At 71.8% G+C, this 18,276-nt stretch carries 15 protein-coding genes; 7 read left to right on the top strand and 8 right to left on the bottom strand.

Translation table 11 applies throughout. From position 1 onward, the window contains the following. Nucleotides 1–23: 23 nt before the first annotated feature. Together EAO72_RS11215 and EAO72_RS11210 are read left to right on the top strand one after the other, a co-directional pair. The gene (locus EAO72_RS11215) at nt 24–2,039 is read left to right on the top strand and encodes an NADPH-dependent 2,4-dienoyl-CoA reductase (RefSeq protein WP_148017108.1); all 2,016 of its coding nucleotides are present in this window, start codon (nt 24–26) and stop codon (nt 2,037–2,039) included. Between the two features lie 61 nt (nt 2,040–2,100). Next, the gene (locus tag EAO72_RS11210; protein ID WP_148017107.1) at nt 2,101–2,652 is read left to right on the top strand and encodes a PadR family transcriptional regulator; all 552 of its coding nucleotides are present in this window, start codon (nt 2,101–2,103) and stop codon (nt 2,650–2,652) included. 21 nt (nt 2,653–2,673) lie between these two features. On the opposite strand, the gene EAO72_RS11205 is transcribed toward EAO72_RS11210, so the two are convergent. Together EAO72_RS11205 and EAO72_RS11200 are read right to left on the bottom strand one after the other, a co-directional pair. Continuing rightward, entirely contained in the window at nt 2,674–3,633 is a 960-nt protein-coding gene (locus EAO72_RS11205) for a DMT family protein (protein ID WP_148017106.1), read from the bottom strand. Beyond that, on the bottom strand, nt 3,630–4,469 hold the full coding sequence (locus tag EAO72_RS11200; RefSeq protein WP_261991418.1) for a phosphatase PAP2 family protein: 840 nt from the start codon (nt 4,467–4,469) through the stop codon (nt 3,630–3,632). Before EAO72_RS11200 ends, EAO72_RS11205 begins: the two co-directional genes overlap by 4 nt. 162 nt (nt 4,470–4,631) lie before the next feature. Here EAO72_RS11200 and EAO72_RS11195 point away from each other — a divergent pair, with 162 nt between their 5' ends. The 5 genes from EAO72_RS11195 to EAO72_RS11175 all read left to right on the top strand — a co-directional run bounded on the left by EAO72_RS11195 (nt 4,632) and on the right by EAO72_RS11175 (nt 8,544). Beyond that, on the top strand, nt 4,632–5,261 hold the full coding sequence (locus EAO72_RS11195) for a TetR/AcrR family transcriptional regulator (RefSeq protein ID WP_148017105.1): 630 nt from the start codon (nt 4,632–4,634) through the stop codon (nt 5,259–5,261). Nucleotides 5,262–5,474: 213 nt separating this feature from the next. Then, entirely contained in the window at nt 5,475–6,488 is a 1,014-nt protein-coding gene (locus EAO72_RS11190; protein ID WP_148017104.1) for an SPFH domain-containing protein, read from the top strand. Then, entirely contained in the window at nt 6,485–7,384 is a 900-nt protein-coding gene (locus EAO72_RS11185) for a diacylglycerol kinase catalytic domain-containing protein (RefSeq protein WP_148017103.1), read from the top strand. Before EAO72_RS11190 ends, EAO72_RS11185 begins: the two co-directional genes overlap by 4 nt. Before the next feature lie 66 nt (nt 7,385–7,450). Beyond that, nucleotides 7,451–8,008: a nucleotide triphosphate diphosphatase NUDT15 gene (locus EAO72_RS11180; protein WP_148017102.1), complete on the top strand. Its 558-nt coding sequence runs from the start codon at nt 7,451–7,453 to the stop codon at nt 8,006–8,008. Nucleotides 8,009–8,049: 41 nt separating this feature from the next. After that, nucleotides 8,050–8,544 carry an FBP domain-containing protein gene (locus EAO72_RS11175; RefSeq protein ID WP_148017101.1) on the top strand — a complete coding sequence of 165 codons (495 nt, stop codon included), beginning with the start codon at nt 8,050–8,052 and terminating at the stop codon, nt 8,542–8,544. 74 nt (nt 8,545–8,618) lie between these two features. On the opposite strand, the gene EAO72_RS11170 is transcribed toward EAO72_RS11175, so the two are convergent. The 6 genes from EAO72_RS11170 to EAO72_RS11145 form a co-directional block, all read right to left on the bottom strand. Then, entirely contained in the window at nt 8,619–11,681 is a 3,063-nt protein-coding gene (locus EAO72_RS11170) for a beta-galactosidase (RefSeq protein WP_148017100.1), read from the bottom strand. A 77-nt stretch (nt 11,682–11,758) separates the two neighbouring features. Continuing rightward, nucleotides 11,759–14,026 carry a DUF4838 domain-containing protein gene (locus tag EAO72_RS11165; protein WP_148017099.1) on the bottom strand — a complete coding sequence of 756 codons (2,268 nt, stop codon included), beginning with the start codon at nt 14,024–14,026 and terminating at the stop codon, nt 11,759–11,761. Continuing rightward, on the bottom strand, nt 14,023–15,048 hold the full coding sequence (locus EAO72_RS11160; RefSeq protein ID WP_148017098.1) for an aliphatic sulfonate ABC transporter substrate-binding protein: 1,026 nt from the start codon (nt 15,046–15,048) through the stop codon (nt 14,023–14,025). The genes EAO72_RS11165 and EAO72_RS11160 overlap by 4 nt, the downstream gene beginning before the upstream one ends. Next, a complete protein-coding gene (locus EAO72_RS11155) occupies nt 15,045–15,827 on the bottom strand; it encodes an ABC transporter ATP-binding protein (protein WP_148017097.1) in 783 nt (260 codons plus the stop codon). The genes EAO72_RS11160 and EAO72_RS11155 overlap by 4 nt, the downstream gene beginning before the upstream one ends. A 2-nt stretch (nt 15,828–15,829) precedes the next feature. Then, nucleotides 15,830–16,687, bottom strand: coding sequence for an ABC transporter permease (locus EAO72_RS11150; protein ID WP_148017096.1), 858 nt, complete (start codon nt 16,685–16,687; stop codon nt 15,830–15,832). Continuing rightward, the gene (locus EAO72_RS11145; protein WP_148017095.1) at nt 16,684–18,171 is read right to left on the bottom strand and encodes a sulfatase-like hydrolase/transferase; all 1,488 of its coding nucleotides are present in this window, start codon (nt 18,169–18,171) and stop codon (nt 16,684–16,686) included. Before EAO72_RS11145 ends, EAO72_RS11150 begins: the two co-directional genes overlap by 4 nt. Nucleotides 18,172–18,276 lie beyond the last annotated feature (105 nt).

Genomic DNA, 18,276 nt, shown 5'->3' with positions numbered 1-18,276 from the left:
CACACCGCGCGAGGAGCCCCCGCATGAGCCCGTACCCGCATCTGCTGAGCCCGCTCGACCTCGGGTTCACCACCCTCCCCAACCGGGTGCTGATGGGGTCGATGCACATCGGCCTGGAGGAGGCCGAGAACGGCTTCGAGCGCATGGCCGCCTTCTACGCGGCCCGTGCCCGCGGCGGTGTGGGCCTCATGGTCACCGGGGGCATCGCGCCGAACGAGCGGGCATGCTCCCTGCCCGGCGGCGCCAAGATGACGACCGAGGCGGAGGCGGCGCAGCATGCCGTGGTGACGTCTGCCGTGCACGAGGCGGGCGGCCGGATCGCCATGCAGATCCTGCACTTCGGGCGCTACGCGCACCACCCCGCTCTGGTGGCGCCGAGCGCGATCCAGGCGCCGATCAGCGGCTTCGTCCCGCACGCCCTGACCGACGACGAGGTCGAGTCGACGATCGAGGACTTCGTCACGGCTGCGGCGCTGGCCCGGAGCGCGGGGTACGACGGCGTCGAGATCATGGGCTCCGAGGGCTATCTGATCAACGAGTTCATCGCGTCGGCGACCAATCACCGCGAGGACCGCTGGGGCGGCTCGTACGAGAACCGCATCCGTTTCCCCGTCGAGATCGTGCGGCGGGTCCGGGAGCGGGTCGGCAGCGACTTCATCCTGATCTACCGGCTCTCGATGCTGGACCTGGTGCCCGGCGGATCGTCGCTGGAGGAGGTCGTGCGGCTGGCCCGGGAGATCGAGGCGGCCGGGGCCACGATCATCAACACCGGCATCGGCTGGCACGAGGCCCGCATCCCCACCATCGCGACGTCCGTGCCGCGCGGCGCCTTCACCTGGGTCACCGAGAAGGTGCGCGGCGCCGTTTCCGTACCGCTGGTGACGAGTAACCGCATCAACACCCCCGAGGTCGCCGAGGACATCCTGGCGGCGGGCCGGGCGGACATGGTGTCGATGGCCCGGCCCTTCCTCGCGGACCCGGATTTCGTCGCGAAGGCGAGCGAGGGCCGCGCGGACGCGATCAACACGTGCATCGGCTGCAACCAGGCCTGCCTGGACCACGTCTTCAGCGGCAAGGTCACCTCCTGCCTGGTCAACCCGCGCGCCTGCCACGAGACCGAACTCACCCTGTCGCCGACCCGCACCCGTAAGCGCGTCGCGGTCGTCGGTGCCGGTCCGGCCGGGCTCGCCTGTGCCGTGACCGCCGCCGAGCGCGGGCACGGGGTGACGCTCTTCGACGCGGCGGAGGAGATCGGCGGGCAGCTCAACGTGGCACGCCGGGTGCCGGGCAAGGAGGAGTTCAACGAGACGCTGCGCTACTTCCGTACCCGGCTGGCGGAGGAGAAGGTCGAGCTTCGGCTCGGCGCCGAGGTCGGTCCCGAGGAGCTCGACGGCTTCGACGAGGTCGTCCTGGCCACCGGTGTCACGCCCCGGACGCCGGTGATCCCGGGCGTGGACCACCCGAGCGTGGTCAGCTACCTGGACGTGCTGCGGCACGGGGCGCCGGTCGGTGACCGGGTGGCACTGGTCGGTGCGGGCGGGATCGGCTTCGACGTGGCGGAGTTCCTGACCGACGGCGGGGACGCGGCGAGCCTGGACCCGGAGGCGTTCTTCCGGCAGTGGGGCGTCGACACCGAATACCGCGAGCGGGGCGGACTCGGCACCGCCGAGCGCCCGAAGTCCGCGCGCACCGTCCATCTGCTCCAGCGCAAGGCGAGCAAGGTCGGCGCGGGTCTCGGCAGGACGACGGGGTGGATCCACCGCACCGAGCTCCGCCACCGCGGTGTCACCATGATCGCGGGAGTCGGCTACGACCGGATCGACGACGACGGACTGCATGTCACGGTCGACGGAGAACAGCAGCTGCTGCCGGTCGACACGATCGTGCTCTGCGCGGGCCAGGAGCCCCGCCGGGACCTGTACGAGGAACTCCTCGCCGCCGGCCGTCCCGCGCATCTGATCGGCGGCGCCGATGTGGCGGCCGAGCTGGACGCCAAGCGGGCGATCCGCCAGGGCACGGAACTCGCCGCCACGCTCTGATCACGGTCTCCGGGGGCCGGACCTCCCGTCCGGCCCTCCGGGGCTCCTTAGGATGCACCCCATGTCACTCCCGCACGCGATCCTCACCGCCCTGCTCGAGAAGCCGTCGTCGGGGCTGGAGCTGACCCGCAGGTTCGACCGTTCGATCGGCTACTTCTGGTCGGCCACGCATCAGCAGATCTACCGCGAGCTGGGGAAGCTGGAGCAGGCCGGACAGATCAGGGCACTGGCGCCCGCACAGCCGGCCCGGGGGCAGAAGAAGGAGTACGAGGTGCTGCCCGCGGGCCGCGAGGCACTGTCCGCCTGGGTCGCCCGCCCGGAGGACCCCAAGCAGATCCGCGATCCGCTGCTGCTGCGGATGCGGGCGGCGGCGGTCGTGGGCGCGCCCGGCCTCGACGCGGAGCTGCGCCGCCACCTCGCGCTGCACCGGCTCCGGCTCGCGGAGTATCTGGAGATCGAGGAGCGGGACTTCCCGCCCGGTCGGGACGCCGCTCAGGACCGGCTGCGCCATCTCGTGCTGCGCGGCGGCATCGATCTGGAGAACTTCTGGGTCGGCTGGCTGACCCGGGCACTGGACGAGGACGCCGGCGCCGCGGCGGCCGATCTCGGGTAGCGGTCGCCGGGCGGGCCGGTCCTAGGAGCGGCCGGCCCGGATCCGGCGCAGGTGGCCGTGTTCCTGGTGGAGTGCGGCCCGCGGGCTCTTGATGACCACCCTCGACGGGGTGGCCGGAGGCCGTCCGGCCGGGACCGCGTCCACGGCCGGCGCGGTCTGCGCCTGGGCGCGGCTGAGCAGGATCACGCCCCGCACCGCCGCCGCCGAGCCCAGCAGCGCCGGGACCAGGCTGATCGTCCCGCCCTGGAGCCGCTCCCCCAGCAGGGCCAGGCCGATGGCCGCCGCCGCGACCGGATTGGCGAGGGTGACCACGGCGAGCGGCGCACCGAGGCCGCCCCGGTAGGCGGTCTGGGAGAGGAGCAGTCCGCCCATCGCGAAGGCCGACACGAGCACCGCGACGACCACCAGGCGCCAGCTGAACAGCGGGCCCGTGGTGTGGTCGGTGACGGCGACGGTCAGCGTCTGCGTCAGCGCGGAGGCGACGCCCGAGGTGATGCCCGAGGCCGCGGCGTGCCGCAGGCCGGGGCGGGCGCCGGGGCGGCTGAGCCCGGCGACGACGGCCACGGTTCCCGCTCCGACGGCGAGCGCCTCGACCAGGCTCAGCGTCTCGTGCGGAGCGGAGCCGCCCGCGGTCATCAGCAGGGCGCCCAGGCCCAGCAGCGTCAGGAGGGTGCCGCGCCACTCGGTCGTCGAGACCCTGCGGCCGGCGGCCCGGGCCCCCAGTGGCACGGCGGCGACCAGGGTGAGCGCGCCGAGCGGCTGGACGAGGGTGAGCGGACCGTACTTCAGTGCGGCGACGTGCAGCAGGGCGCCACCGGCGTTCAGCCCGACGGCCGACCACCATGCGCCGCTGCCGAGCAGCCGGAGCGTCCCGGTGCCGGGCGTGGTGCGTCCCGCGAGCCGCGCCTGCGCCACCGCGGCGGAGGCGTAGGCGGCGGCGGAGACGAGCGACAGCGCGACGGCGACCAGGGTGGCGTTCATCGGCCGGCCCCAAAGGAGGCGTAGGAACGGCCCGACACGTCGGTGGCGGCGACGGCGTAGGCCGGCTCGCCGGCCGTGGACGGCCACGGCAGATGCTTGCGGACCGGCTCCGCGCGCGGCAGCCGCAGCGCCGCGAAGGCCACCGAGAGCAGCGCGGCCACCACGATCGAGTCCAGCCAGTAGTGGTTGGCGGTGCCGACTATGACGAGCAGCGTGATCGCCGGGTGCAGCAGCCACAGCCAGCGCAGGCGCGAGCGGGTGGCGACGACCAGGCCGACGCCGACCATGACCGCCCAGCCGAAGTGCAGCGAGGGCATCGCGGCGAACTGGTTGGCCATCGAGTCGGTGGCGGGCGTGGACCCGTACACCGTCGGTCCGTAGACCTGACCGGTGTCGATCAGGCCGGTGGCGGCGAGCAGCCGGGGCGGGGCGAGCGGGAACAGCAGGTGCAGGGCCAGTGCGGCGCCCGTGAGGACGGCGAGGATGCGGCGGGACCATACGTAGTGGCGCGGACGGCGCCAGTACAGCCAGCCGAGGAAGAGCAGGGTGGCCGGGAAGTGCACGGTCGCGTAGTAGGTGTTCGCGAGGTGGACCATCGTCTCGTCGTGGAGCAGCAGCCCTTGCACGGCGCCCTCGCCGGGCAGGTGGACGGCCCGTTCGAGATCCCATACGCGGGCGGCGTTGTGGAACGCCTCGTCGACGTGACCGTTGGCCGCCTGGCGGCCGAACTTGTAGATCACGAAGAGTCCTACGACCAGAAGAAGCTCGCGGACGAGGGGTGGTCGGGCAGTGGTGTCCGGCTCCCGATCGGCGGGCCTGCTACCGGCGAACATCATCCGGTGCCCCTTTGCTGACGAAGCGGTGTTTCGGTGGCAGGGACGGGTCCGCGCCGTATCGATACGCCAGTGTACCGATACGGAGGCGTATCGGAACACTCGCGTATCGGTACACTGGCGTATCGATGGACCTCGTCGCAGAGTCGCAGAGAGGGAAAGCGCATGTCGTCGCTGGAAACGGAGCCGGAACAGGCCACCGCGTCACGCCGCTCGAAGATCACACCGGAACGGGCCCAGGAGCTCTACACGGCCGTGCTCGACATGCTGAGGGAGAGCGGCTACGAGTCACTCACCATGGAGGGCGTCGCCTCCCGGTCCCGCTGCGGCAAGTCCACTCTCTACCGCCAGTGGGGCTCGAAACCCGAGCTGGTGGTCGCCGCACTGCACGGGACCCGGCGCGGACTGCTCGGCCGGATCGACACGGGCACACTGGCCGGCGACCTGCGTGAGGCGGCGCGCGCCATCGGCGAGGGCTCCGGACGCGACACGCCCCTGATGCTGGCCCTGAGCCATGCCGCGCTGCAGAGCCCGGAGCTGCTGTGCGCGCTGCGCGAGTCACTGATCCTGCCCGAGCTGGCGGCGATTGACGCCATGGTCGCGCGCGGCGTGGAGCGCGGCGAGGTGGCCGCGGACAACCCGGCGGCGGAGTTCGTCTCCGCCCAGCTGCTGGGCGTGATGCGCGCCCGGCCGCTGCTGGACTGCGCCTACGCGGACGAGACGTTCCTCGTCCGCTTCGTGGAGGGCGCGGTCTTTCCCGCACTCGGCCTGGACGCACGGGTGTCCGGGTCCTGACAGACGTGGGCCGTCGTCCCAGCGGATGACGACGGTCCGCCCGCGCCGCACCGTGGGGACGGGGGCGGCGCACCTCCCGGCCGGCCGGTGACCTCTGCGGAGGTCACCGGCCGTCCGCGTTTCCCGCCATGTCCCGGGCCTTCTTTTCGTCCACTTGACGATATTCAGGGCGACCCCATATCGTCTCAATGACGAGAACAAGGGGGTCCCACCATGGCCGACATCACCCGGCGCTTCGGCTGGCGTCATCTGCGCTCAGCTCCCACCGCCCACATCCGCCACCACAAGCGCGGCCGGCTCGCCCACGACGGGGCCGGGCTGAGCTTCTGGTACCGGTCGCTGAGCGCCGCGCTCTCCGAGGTCCCGGTCAACGACCGCGAGCTGGCCATGGCCTTCCACGCCCGGACGGCCGACTTCCAGGACGTCACCGTGCAGGCCACCGTCACGTACCGGATCAGCGATCCGGCCGAAGCGGCCGCACGCCTCGACTTCTCCGTCGACCCCGACACCGGCGCCTGGCGCGGCGCCCCGCTGGAACAGATCGCGACCCTGCTGACCGAGACCGCCCAGCAGCACACCCTGGACGTCCTGGCCCGCACCCCGCTGGCCGCCGCACTGGTGGACGGCGTCGCCTCCGTACGCGAACGCGTGGCGGCCGGCCTCGCCGACGAGCCCAGGCTCCCCGCCACCGGCATCGAGGTGGTGGCGGTGCGCGTCGTCGCCATCCGCCCCGAGGCCGAGGTCGAACGGGCGCTGCGCACCCCCGCCCGCGAGCAGATCCAGCAGGAGGCCGACCGGGCCACCTACGAACGCCGGGCCGTGGCCGTCGAGCGCGAGCGGACGATCGCCGAGAACGAACTGGCCAGCCAGATCGAGCTCGCCCGGCGCGAGGAACAGCTCGTCGAGCAGCGCGGCACCAACACCCGTCGGGAGGCCGAGGAGCATGCGGCGGCCGACGGAGTGCGCGCCGAGGCCGAGGCCGCGCGCACGGTGCGCCTCGCCCGCGCCGAGGCGGAGGCGGCCCGCGAGGTCGGCGCGGCCCGTGCCGAGTCCCAGGCGGCCTGGCTCCGGGTGCACGCAGAGGTGGCCCCCGCGACCCTGCACGCACTGGCCGCGACCCGGCTCGCCGAGAACCTGCCGCGCATCGACAGCCTCACCCTCTCCCCCGACGTCCTCACCGGCCTGCTCACCAAGCTCGGCCGGACCACGCCGGAGACCCGGGCGTGAGCCTGGCCCCGAGGGCGGTCCTGGTCCACCGCACCACGGAGTACGAGGAATTGCTGGCCCGGCACGGCACGCACGGCCAGGCGGCGTTCTTCCTCTCCAGCCGCGGCCGGTCCATCGACGAGGTGGCCGGGCGGCATCGACGGACCCAGCAGGCGCTGGCCGATGTGGCGGCGGCCGTTCCGCTCCAGTGGCGCCACTCGCGGGTGGAGCGGGCGGATCTGGACCGGTTCCTGTTCGCACCCGAGGACGTGGTGGTCGTCGTCGGCCAGGACGGCCTGGTCGCCAACGCCGCCAAGTACCTCTCCGGCCAGCCGGTCCTGGGCATCGACACCGACCCAGGCCGCAACCCCGGCGTCCTGGTCCGCCACCGGCCGGGCGACGCCGCGGCCCTCCTGCGGGCGGCCGTGGCGCCGGGTGCCGCGGCGGACGAGCTCACCATGGTGGAGGCGGTGGCCGACGACACCCAGCGGCTGCTGGCACTCAACGAGATCTACCTCGGCCCGTCCGGGCACCAGACGGCGCGCTACCGGCTCGGCGCCGGACCGGCGGACTCCCCCGCCGAGCCGCAGGCCTCGTCCGGTGTCCTGGTCGGCYCGGGCACCGGCGCCACCGGATGGCTGCGCTCCCTGTGGCAGGAACGCCGCAGCCCGCTCACCCTGCCCGCGCCGACCGACCCCCGGCTGCTCTGGTTCGTCCGGGAGGCGTGGCCGTCGCCGGCGACGGGCACCTCACTCGTCTCGGGCGAGCTGGGCAGCGGTCAGGCACTGCGGCTGACCGTCGAGTCCGACCGGCTGGTGGTCTTCGGCGACGGCATGGAGACCGACGCGCTGGAGCTGACCTGGGGCCAGACCGTACGGCTCGGCATCTCGGCCACCTCGCTGCGGCTGACGGTGTGACCGCGGCCGGAGCCGCGCGTACCGGCCCCCCGCCCGTACGCTCTATGCCTCGTACCGGTCACCGAACTGCATGAGGAGCACCATGGACACGGTCCCCGCCCGCAACTCGTCCCCGCCCGCAACTCCCGCCCGCCCCTGGCCCAGGCGGCGCTGGGTGTCGGGGTGCTGGTGCAGGACGGGCAGCGGCGGATCCTGCTCGGGCGGCACCACAGCGGCACCTGGGAACTGCCCGGCGGCAAGGTCGATCCGACGCATGAGTCGATCGCTGCGGCGGCCGTGCGGGAGCTGCGGGAGGAGACGGGGCTGGCGGCCGCCGAACGCGAGGTGCGGGTCTTCGCGATGCTGCACGACGCGGTCCACGGGATCAACCGGGTCACGATGGCCGCGCTGGTGACCATCGGGGACGGCACCGCGCGGGTGACCGAACCCCATCTCATCAGCACCTGGCAATGGATCCGGCCCGAGGACCTGCCCGCGCCGCTCTTCGACCCTTCGGCGCAGATCATCGCGGCCTGGCGCCCCGACCTCGGGATCACACACCCGCCCGTGCACCGGCTGGACATCGCGGCCGGGGGCATCACAGCGAGCGCCGAAAGCATTCAGCCTCAGCCCTACACCCATTAATCATTTGCCTAGGGCTCATAGGCGGCGTTAGCGTCGTCGGTATGAAGGCCGTGACCGAGCAGGACATCCGCACATCGTTCGTCAACTGCTCCAAGGGAGAAGCAGGGCGTCTGCCGCTGCCCCGCGATCTCGACGAGCTGGCATGGGACGATCTCGACTTCCTGGGATGGCGTGATCTCTCCGCCCCCGGGCGGAGCTACATCGTCACCGAGCACGAGGGCCGGCTGACCGGCATCTCGCTGCGCTTCCCCTCCCAGCAGCGCGGGTTCCTCCACCGCAGCATGTGCTCGCTGTGTCTGACCACGCACCCGGGCAGCGGGGTGTCGCTGCAGACCGCCCGCAAGGCGGGACCGGCGGGGCGTGACGGCAACTCGGTCGGTCTGTACATGTGCACCGACCTGGCCTGCTCGCTCTACGTGCGGGGGAAGAAGGCCGTGGCCTCGGGCGCCCGCTTCAAGGAGTCGCTGACCGTGGAGGAGCAGATCGACCGGACGAAGGCGAATCTCGCGGCGTTCGTCGCCAAGCTCTTCGGCTGAGCGGGGCGGGGCGGACCCGGCCGTGTCCGTCCCGACGGGTTGTCGGGACGGGCACGGCGCGGGCTGCGGGCCGGTTACCGCGCGGCGCGCCGTGCGGCGACAGCCGCGTAGCCGGGTGCCGTGTTCTGCGTACCCGCGACTCCTCCCAGCACGGTGCCCTGGTTCACCAGCTCGACCGAGTCGGGTCCGACACCGGGCTGTTCGGCGGTGACCGCCAGCGCGATGGTGTTGTCGCCCTGCGCCTTCAGGAAGCCGGCGGGGATGACGAACTCCTTCTGCGGACCGACGTTGTTCACGTACTGCCCGGTGTTCCAGCCGTTGACGAAGAGCTGGACGCGGTACTTGTCCGCCTTCGCGCTGTCATCGTCGATCCGCAGGGCGACCGCCGTGTCCGCTCCCCTGGGCAGGTTCAGCCGGGCGGTGGCGCGGTACCACCGCACACCCGGGCGGTCGCTCTTGAGGGCGCCGGTCCGCTCCCAGGACGCGTCCGGTGCGCCCGGCAGGTGCCAGCCCATGCGCTCTCCGTACAGACCACCGTTGTTGTAGAGACCGCGGGCGGTGTCGGCGGGGTCCGGGCCGTCGAGGGCACCCTGGATCCGCCAGTCGACCCGGCCCGCTCCGGCGATGTCGACGTCGGCCAGGCCGCGTCCGCCCTTGGAACGGCCGTCGGAACTCCAGTCCTCGTACTGGCCCATGTTCCGTACGAGGACCGCCAGTACGGCGGGCTTGCCCGGCACCGTCAGTCCCGCCGGGACCGTATGGGTGGCGGTGCCGTCGCCCTGGGCGCCGAGGTAGTGGCCGTTCAGCCAGACCAGGGCGTGGCCTGCGGTCCCGGTCTTCACCGTGACCTTGACCGAGGCGCCCTCGGCGGCCGGTGTGTAGTGGCCGCGGTACCAGGTGTCGCCCTCGTGGAATCCGTACTCGTCCGTGTCCAGTACGACGCCGGAGACCGCGCCGGGTCCGTGGCGCGGGTTGGCGGCCGCGGTCCGGTCCGCCTTCGTCCAGCCCGAGTCGTCGAACGCGGTCGTTCGTTCCGGGTCGGACTCGGCGGTGCGCCAGGTGTCCAGGACCGGCAGCGCCACGTCCGCGGGGCCGGGCAGATCGGCGACGAGCGCTCCCGCCGCGTCCCGGACCGTCCGCAGAAGGCGGTGGTTCCACGCGAGGGTGGTGACGCCGGCGGGGGCGAAGACACGCAGCCGTCCGGCCTTCCGGGTGTCGCCGGTCAGCTCCAGCCGGGTGCCTGTGACCCGGGCGGTACGGGCGAGTTCCGGCCCGACGACCAGGACCTCGACGCCCCCGGCGTCGAGCTGCCAGGTGCCGGCGACGGCTTGCCGGTCGGAGATCACGAGGGTGAGGACCCGGCCGCCGCCCGAGACGCGTACGGTCCGGGTGCCGTCGTGCACGTAGTTGATCCGCAGGTCCTTGCGCTCCGGGTCCCAGGTGCTTTCCACCGGCGCCCCGTCCAGGGTGGTGACCTCCGGCTTCTCCGCGTAGCGCAGCACGGTCTCGCCGTCGGTGCCCCTCGCACCGTCGAGGACGAGCAGATCGCGGCCGGCGTTCAGCTGGGTGAGCACCTGTGAGGTCGAGTAGACGAGCCGGTGCGGTCCGAAGGCGTAGTCCGCGACGAGGGTCGTGGCATCACGGCCGTCGACGGTGATCGCGGTGCCCGGCTTCTGGGGAACGCGCGGGTACTCCGCGGTCGACGGGGCCGTGGTGGCCAGGTCCAGGGGGAAGGTGACGCGGCTGGTCGTGGTGTCGTTGGAGTCGGGGTGCCGCAGCGTGATCAGCCGCATGCCGTGGCCCGAGACGGAGGTGCCGGCCGCGTCCTCGGTGGACAGGCGCTGCTGGGACTTGACGGGGCCGCCGCCCGTGGCGGTGACCGGCGGGGCGGTGACGGCGCCGGCGGAGGCGATCGGCTTCACCGCGTGCTGCAGGTAGCCGAACTCCTTCTGGACGGCGAGGTTCGGGGTGATCGTACGGTTCTCGGATATCGCCGCCCCGTAGTCGTAGGAGGTGAATCCGGAGCCGGGGTCGCCGGTCCAGCCCCAGTTGGTACCGCCGTACTCCATATAGGAGTTGAACAGGGTCGCCCCGTTGGCGAGGTTGTTCACGGCGAACTGGCGGGTGAACGCGGCGTCGGTGAACTTCGCGCAGTCGCTCGCCTGGAAGTCGCGGCCCCAGGCCGTGAACGCGCCGCCCTGACCCTCTGCGATGAAGACGGGCGTGCCGGGCGAGTAGCCGCGGACCCGGGACTCGTAGTCGCTCAGCTGTCCCCGCCCGCCCGCGCAGTCGAAGCCCAGCGGATACGTGTCGACGGCGTAGAGGTCCAGTTGGGACCCGCCGGGGCCGCCGGGCACGTTCCAGCCGTGACCGTTGCCGTAGTCGTTGTGGAACAACGGGACGGTGATGCCCTGTTCGACGACGGCGCCCTGCAGCTTCTCGATGTAGTCGATGTGCTGGGGCGCGTTGTCGACCTGCTCGTTCTCGACCTGGTAGGCGATGACGCTGCCGCCGCCGTCGGTGATCTGGTGCCTGCCGATGATGCCGTTGACGGCCTTCAGCCACTCCAGGTCGGCGGCCAGGTTCTGCGGATCGGCCGTGCGCTGCTCGCCCGCGTACGTACTCATGTAGGGCGGCAGACCGCCCATGCTCACTTCGGCGTTGATGTACGGCCCGGGGCGCGCGATGACGTAGAGGCCCTCCTGCTCGGCCATGGTGAGGAGCCGGTCGATGTCGCGGACGCCGGTGAAGTCGTAGGAGCCCGGCGCGCTGGAGTGGTAGCCCCAGAAGAAGTACAGCGACACGGCGTTGAAGCCCGATGCCTTGAGCTTCTGCAGGACGTCGCGCCACTGGTCGGGGCTCGGCAGCCGCCAGTAGTGGAACTCGCCGGACCACACGACCAGCCGCTCTCCGTCGACCTTCAGGGACTTCTCGTCCCACGCAACGACGTGGGGGCGGTTGTCGTTGCCCGGGAAGCGGTGGGTGGTGGCCATGGCGGTGGGTGCCGCCGCCGGCTCCGCGGTGTGCGCGGAGACCGGCAGCGGTGAGGCGAGGGACAGCACGAGGCCGGTCGCCAGGCCGCCGACGACGGCGGCGCGTCGTTGTAACGCGCGCGGCCGGTGGGGGTGTTTCGTCATGAACGCCCTTTCGCTGGAGTGCTCGTGGTGCGGTTCCGTGGGCTGTGCGACCGGTCGTGGTGAGCCGTGGGGTTGGTTCAGCCGACGACGGCCTCCACGTCGGCGGGGACCAGCCGGGTCCCGTCGGCCAGCCGGAAGTCCAGCGTGATCCGGCCGGTGCCGGGCACCGCGTCGGCGGTGGCCCGCACGGCCACCCGCTGGACCCCGCCCCGGGTCCCCCGCACCGTCAGCGTGCCGCGGGCGGGTTCCACGAGCACGCCGTCCGGCGCGGTGGCCGACCAGTGGACGGTGTGGCCGGTGAAGTCGACGTCCTGGGCCTCCACGTCCAGCGGCACGGAGTCACCGGCCGGTTCGAGCGCCAGGAGGCCCGGGTTACCGAAGCCCGCCGCCGGGCTCGCGTAGGTGTCGACGACCGTCTGACGGATCCGCGCGTCGTCGTACGGTGCCTGGCCCTGCGGGCCGTTCCACCGCCACCAGGCCTGCATGTGGGGCAGGCAGACGCCGGTGAACCGGTTGCGGTGCACGAGGGCCCGGTACTCCTGCCGGGCCGCGTCGAGTTCGGTGCTGCCGGCCGGAGCCAGGCCGACCCTCATATCGGCCAAGGCGATGTCGAGGTTCCGGGTCAGCCGGTCGAGCAGGGTGCGGGGCGCGGCCCCGGTCACCTGCCCGGCGGCCTCCTGGAGCGCGGCCCGTGCCTGGGTGTAGCTCGTGGTGAGTACGGCCGGTCCGTGGGTGTCCGGGTCGAAACGCGTGAGGTCGTAGTAGCGCCCCATCGCCGCCGCGGCACCGGCGCCGAAGCGCGCCCGGAGGTAGCCGTCGAGGTACGCGCCGGCGTCCAGGGTGCTGTCCCAGGCCAGCGCGGCGAACAGGTTCTGGACGTGTTCGTACGTGATCCAGTCGCCCGGCTCGCTGTACATCCCGTAGCCGTTGATCCCGAGGCCCGCCTCGAAGCCGGCGTCGCCCGCGATGGTGGCGAGCGGGTGGACCGGCAGGCTGCGCCAGCGGTAGCGCCGGTAGTACTCGTACATCGCGAGCGGGCCCCGGTGTGTGGCGCGCCAGGCGCGCAAGTTGTTCGCGAAGGAGACGTTCGCGCCGATCGCGGGATCGCCGAGGTGCCCGTCGTAGTTCCGGGAGTACGGGGCGAAGTCCACGATGACCTCGGGGTCGCTCGCGTACTCCGGGTCGGGGGGCCGCACGGTGGAGGCGTACGCGATCCGTTCGACCCGGACCCCGGGCAGTTCCCGGCGCAGCACCCGGACCAGTTCGTTGACTACCACCGACTCCGCGTTGGCCGGGCTGCCGTAGCGGTCGAGGATCGGCTTCTGGAAGGCGCCGACGTCCGGCGGCCAGCAGTCGAAGACCGTGATCTCCGGACGCTCCCGGAGGAACGCGACGACCTTGGCCACGTACGCGTCCAGGGCCTCGGGGTTGTAGATGTCGAAGAGCGGCCCGCCGGAGGCGTAGTACTGCGGGTAGTCGGCCTTCGGCAGGAAGCTGTCGTAGCCGTGGCCCCCGGTCTCGATGGTCAGCGCGCGCTTGCCGGCCTCACGGACCAGTACGCCGCGGACACCGTCGTACGTGGTGACGCCGAGGCCCAGGTAGTCGGTCGGGTAGACGAAGGTGTTGAGCCGGTTCTTCGCCATCCAGTCGAGCAGCGGCGGCAGGCTCTTCGCGGTGTGGCTGAAGCCCTCTTCGGCGTACTGGCGCCGCAGTTGCGAGCCCGGACGGTCGGTGAGGCGCACGGCGGGGAGGGTGAGGACGCGGGTGTGCGGGACGTGCTCGTGATGGCCCTCGTACGCGGGGAGGGCCGGGGCGAAGAAGCGTACGCCGGTCCGTTCCAGGAGGGCGTAGACGGCGTACAGCGGCGCCCGGCCGCCCCGGCCGGTCAGCAGGAGGCAGGTGTCGTCGCCGAGGAGGGTGAAGGAGTCCTCCGGCGCGCCGGCGAGTTCCCGGCCGGCGTCCGCGAGCCCGGCCTCGGGTATCCCGGCCCCTCCGCCGGTTCCGGCGCTCAGGGCCACGAAGCCGGTGACGCCTTCGGGCCGGGCGGCGCCGGGGTCGGGGACGGCGCGCAGCGGGAGCCGGGCCCCGGTGATCCGGTGGAGGTAGTCGCGTAGTTCGGTGGCGGCGAACTCCGCGCTGCCCCCGCCCCACCAGAGCACCGTGGCCTTGGCCCGGCCGCCGGCGGCCACCTTGAGCGGGGCGCCGGCCGGGGCCGCCGAGGCCTGCGTGGCGGTGAGGCCCGGCAGGAGGGCGGCGCAGGCCAGGCCGGCCGCTCCCACCAGGAGTCCACGCCGTCTCACCGCGCTCGGCGCGATGGTGCGGTCTTCGTGCGAGGCGTCGGTCATGAGCGGTCCGCCTTTCCGGCTGCGGTGTACAGGTCACCGAGGTAGTAGTCCGAGGCCTTGCCCGCCTTCGGCAGCTTTCCCATCCGGTTGAAGACGCCGGCCAGTTCGTCGAACCAGCCGTCGACCGTGCCGTCCTGGGTGAGCTTCGTGAGCTCGGCCGAGGGAAGGATCTTCACGTACTGGGTGGAGCCCTTGAGCTGGTCGGCCGGCAGCTTCAGGAAGTCGGCTGCGACCGTCTCCGACTCCTCCGGATGCGCCGCGATCCAGTCGCCCGCCTCCTTGAGCACCCCGGTGACCTTCTTGACGAGCTCCGGGTTGCCGGAGGCCAGCTTCGGCTGGGTGACGAACACGTTGGGGAACGTCATCTTGGGGTAGTAGTCCTGCGTCTCGCTGATCTCCTTGAGGTCGGGGACCTTCTTCTTCATCGTGTCGATCAGCGGGTACCAGGTGGCGGCCGCGTCGACCTGCCCGGAGGAGAACGCCGTGACGACGGTCGAGGCGTCCATGGCGACCTTCTTGATGTCGTCCGGCTTCAGACCGGCCTCGTTCAGCGCGAGGTTGAGGATCATGTCGCCCGAGGTGCCTTCGGCGACGGCCACCTTCTTGCCCTTGAGGTCGGCCGGCTTCTCGATGCCGGATCCGGGCCGGGCGATGACGCGGTCGGCGAGGCCGAGCATGTTGACGGAGACGATGGAGGCGCGGCCGGAGGCCGGCAGCCACAGCGCGCCGGGGCCGAGGTAGCCGAAGTCCAGGCTTCCGGTTCCCAGGGCCGTGACCTGGAGCGGGCCGTTGGTGAAGACCCTCAGATCGGGGGTGATGCCCGCCTTCTTCCACAGCCCCTGCTTCTGGGCGACGGCCAGGGCGACGGAGCCGCTGTAGTCGGCGATATAGCCGAACTTCACCTTCTGCGCTCCGCCGGCGGCGTCCGTGGAGTCGTCGCCGCAGGCGGTGGCGGTGGAGAGGAGGGCCAGGGCCATGAGCAGACCTGCGGTTCGGCGGCGTACGGCGGGGATCGACTTCATGACACCATTCCTTCGAGCGGGGCGGGCTGGTGGTGGACGGCGTGCCACACCTGGGCCCGCAGTTCGGCGAATCCGGGCGACAGGCGCTGCTCCTCGGTACGGGGATAGGGCAGCGTGACCGGGATGATCGTGTGGATGCGGCCGGGGCGGGCCGCCATGACGACGACGCGGTTGGCGAGGAAGACCGCCTCGTCGACGTCGTGGGTGATGAACATGACGGTGCGCCGGTCGCGGCCCCAGGTGTCGAGGAGCGACTCCTGCATACGGACCCGGGTGAGGGAGTCGAGCGCGCCGAAGGGCTCGTCCATGAGGAGGACCTTGGGGTCCACGGCGTAGGCGCGGGCGATGGCGCAGCGCTGTTTCATGCCGCCGGACAGGGTCTTGGGCAGCGAGTCGGCGAAGTCGGTGAGGCCGACGAGCTCGATGACCTCGCGGGCCCGGCGCCGGCGCTCCGCCTTCTTGACGCCCGCGACCTTGAGGCCGTACTCGACGTTGGCGGTGACGGTCATCCATGGGAAGAGCGCGTACTGCTGGAAGATGACGCCCCGTTCGGGAGCCGGGCCGTGGACGGCCACGCCGTCCACGGTGACCTCGCCTTCGGTGGCGTCGAGGAGTCCGGCGGCGATGTTCATCAGGGTGCTCTTGCCGCAGCCGGACGGGCCGACGACGGTGACGAACTCGCCGTCCTGGATGTCGAGGTTCACCCGGTCCAGGGCCAGGAAGTCGCCGTCCTTGACCGCGAAGTCCCGTGTCACGTCGTTGAATTGGATGGTGGGCATGGTTACCGCCGTTCCTGCCAGTGGGTGAGCCTGCGCTCGGCGACGAGCAGCAGCCGGTCCATGGCGAGTCCGATCGCGCCGATCGCGATGAGCTGGACGAAGATGGTCGGCAGGTCGTAGTAGAGCTGTGCCTGCTGCATCCGGAAGCCCAGTCCGCCCTGGGCCGCGATGAGTTCGGCGGCGACGACGGTCGCCCAGGAGGCGCCGAGCCCGATCCGCATGCCGACCAGGATGAAGGGGGTGGAGGCCGGCACGACGACGCCGAGGAAGACCTGCGGGTCGCGGGCGCCGAGCACCCGGGCCGCGTTGACGAGAGTGACGTCGACGGCGACGACGCCCTGGAACGTGGAGACGACCGAGGACAGGAACGAGGCCAGGAAGATGACGAAGATCTTCGGGGTCTCGTCGATGCCCATGAGGACGATGGCGAGCGGGATGATCGCGAGCGGCGGCACCATGCGGAAGAACTGCAGCCACGGCTCGATCAGCCGGCGGACGACGGGGTACCAGCCCATGACGAATCCGACGGGCACCGCCAGGACGACACCGAGGACGTAGCCGATGAGGACGCGCTTGAGGCTGGCACCCGCGTCCTCGAACAGGGTGCCGTCGGCGATGAGTTCACCGGCCCGGCGGCCCACGGCGACGGGGCCGGGGAAGCCCTCGATGCCGCTGTTGGCGAGAACGACCCAGACGAGCAGTCCCAGGGCGGCGGAGGCGAGGCCGAGCAGGACGGCGGTGATCCGGCCCGTTGTCCGCGCCTTCTTCCCCGTACTGCCCGTGCGCTTCGGGCTTTTCACGTCGTCCGGGTCCGCGCGCTCGGACCGGCGCTCCACCGGAGCGTCGACGGGTGTCTTCATGCCACTTCCTCCGCGACGCCGTCGACGTCCGCTGCCCGGTCGCCGCCGATGTCGGCCATGTAGCTCATCCAGGTGTAGGCCGGGTCGCCGCGGCGCAGCAGTTCGCGGTAGAGCCGGACGGTGAGGTCGCGCCGGACCCCGGCGTAGGCGGGCGCGTCGTACACGTTGTGCAGTTCGTGCGGGTCGGTCTCCAGGTCGTACAACTCGTGCACGCTCTCCGGGTTGTGCACGAGCTTGTGGCGCCGGTCGCGGAGCATGCGCTGGGAGTACGGGAAGTGGTGGCCGTGGAACTCGGCGACGATCTCGTCGCGGGTGCCGTCGGAGTCGGCCCCGTGCAGCAGCGGGAGCAGGCTGGTGCCGTCGCACAGTTCGGGCACGGGCGCCCCGGCCAGTTCGAGGATGGTCGGGTTGAGGTCGACGAGGGAGGCGAAGTCGTCGCTGACCTGGGCGGGTGCGCCGGGGATCCGGGCGATGCCGGGGATGTGGTAGATGTCCTCGTACATCGCCGGGCCCTTGTCGTTGAGCCGGTGGGCGCCGGTGAACTCGCCGTGGTCGGCGGTGAAGAAGACCGCGGTGTCGTCCCACAGGCCATGACCCTTGAGGGCCTCGATCAGCCGGCCGGCCTGGTGGTCGATCATCGTGACGTAGCCCCAGTAGACGGCGATCAGCTTGCGCCAGGCGGCGGCGTCGAAGTCGTCCGACGACCAGTAGGCGCTGTACTGGCGCTGCACCTCGGGCTTCCCCGCGAACGTCTCGGCCATCGAGGCGGGCAGGGGTACGTCGTCGGGGTCGTACAGGTCGTAGTAGCTGTCGGGGATCAGATAGGGCAGGTGCGGGCCGTACCAGTGGCAGGACAGCATGAACGGTGTGCCGCTGGCCTTCCAGTCGGCCGCGTAGCGGTCGAGGAGGCCGAGTGTGCGGTCGGTGAGGAAGGCCTCGATGGTGGCTTCGGCGGGCTGCTGGAGCCGGCCCGCGATGAGGTGGCCGCGGCCGGTGCCGTTGGCCGCGGTCCCGAAGACGGGTTCGCTCACGGAGAAGGGCGGGAACCCGTTGTCCTCCAGCCACTTCTCGTACGAGGGGTGGTGGACGGGGTTGAGGGCGCCGGGCAGGTGTTCGCCGTCCAGGCCGTAGAACTCGGGGCCGCGCTCGCGTCCTATGTGCCATTTGCCGGCGTGGCCCACCGAGTAGCCCCGGTCCTTCAACTGGGCCCAGAGCATGGGGTCGTCGTCGGAGAGCTCGTCCTTGCTCCCGCCGTTGCGCTCGGGGTTGTTCAGCATGCCGTGGCGGAAGGGGTGGAGTCCGGTGGCGAGCGAGGCGCGGGCCGGGGTGCAGATCGCGGTCGGGGTGTAGAAGCGGTCGAAGCGGGTTCCCTCGGCCGCCAGTGCGTCCAGGGCGGGGGTGTCGACGAGTGGGTTGCCGTAACAGCCGAGGGTGTCGACCCGGTGCTGGTCGGTCATCAGGAACAGGACGTTGCGCGGAGCCACTCGGGCCGCCCTTTCGGTGGTCGCTCATGGTGCTGCCGGGGAGCCGGCCGGCACGCGGGTCCGGCGATGCCTCGACGCGTGCCGGTGCAGGCAATTGACCGGAAC

Source organism: Streptomyces sp. OR43, from assembly GCF_008042275.1.
GTDB lineage: Bacteria > Actinomycetota > Actinomycetes > Streptomycetales > Streptomycetaceae > Streptomyces.
This window is presented reverse-complemented; position numbering and strand designations above follow the sequence as displayed.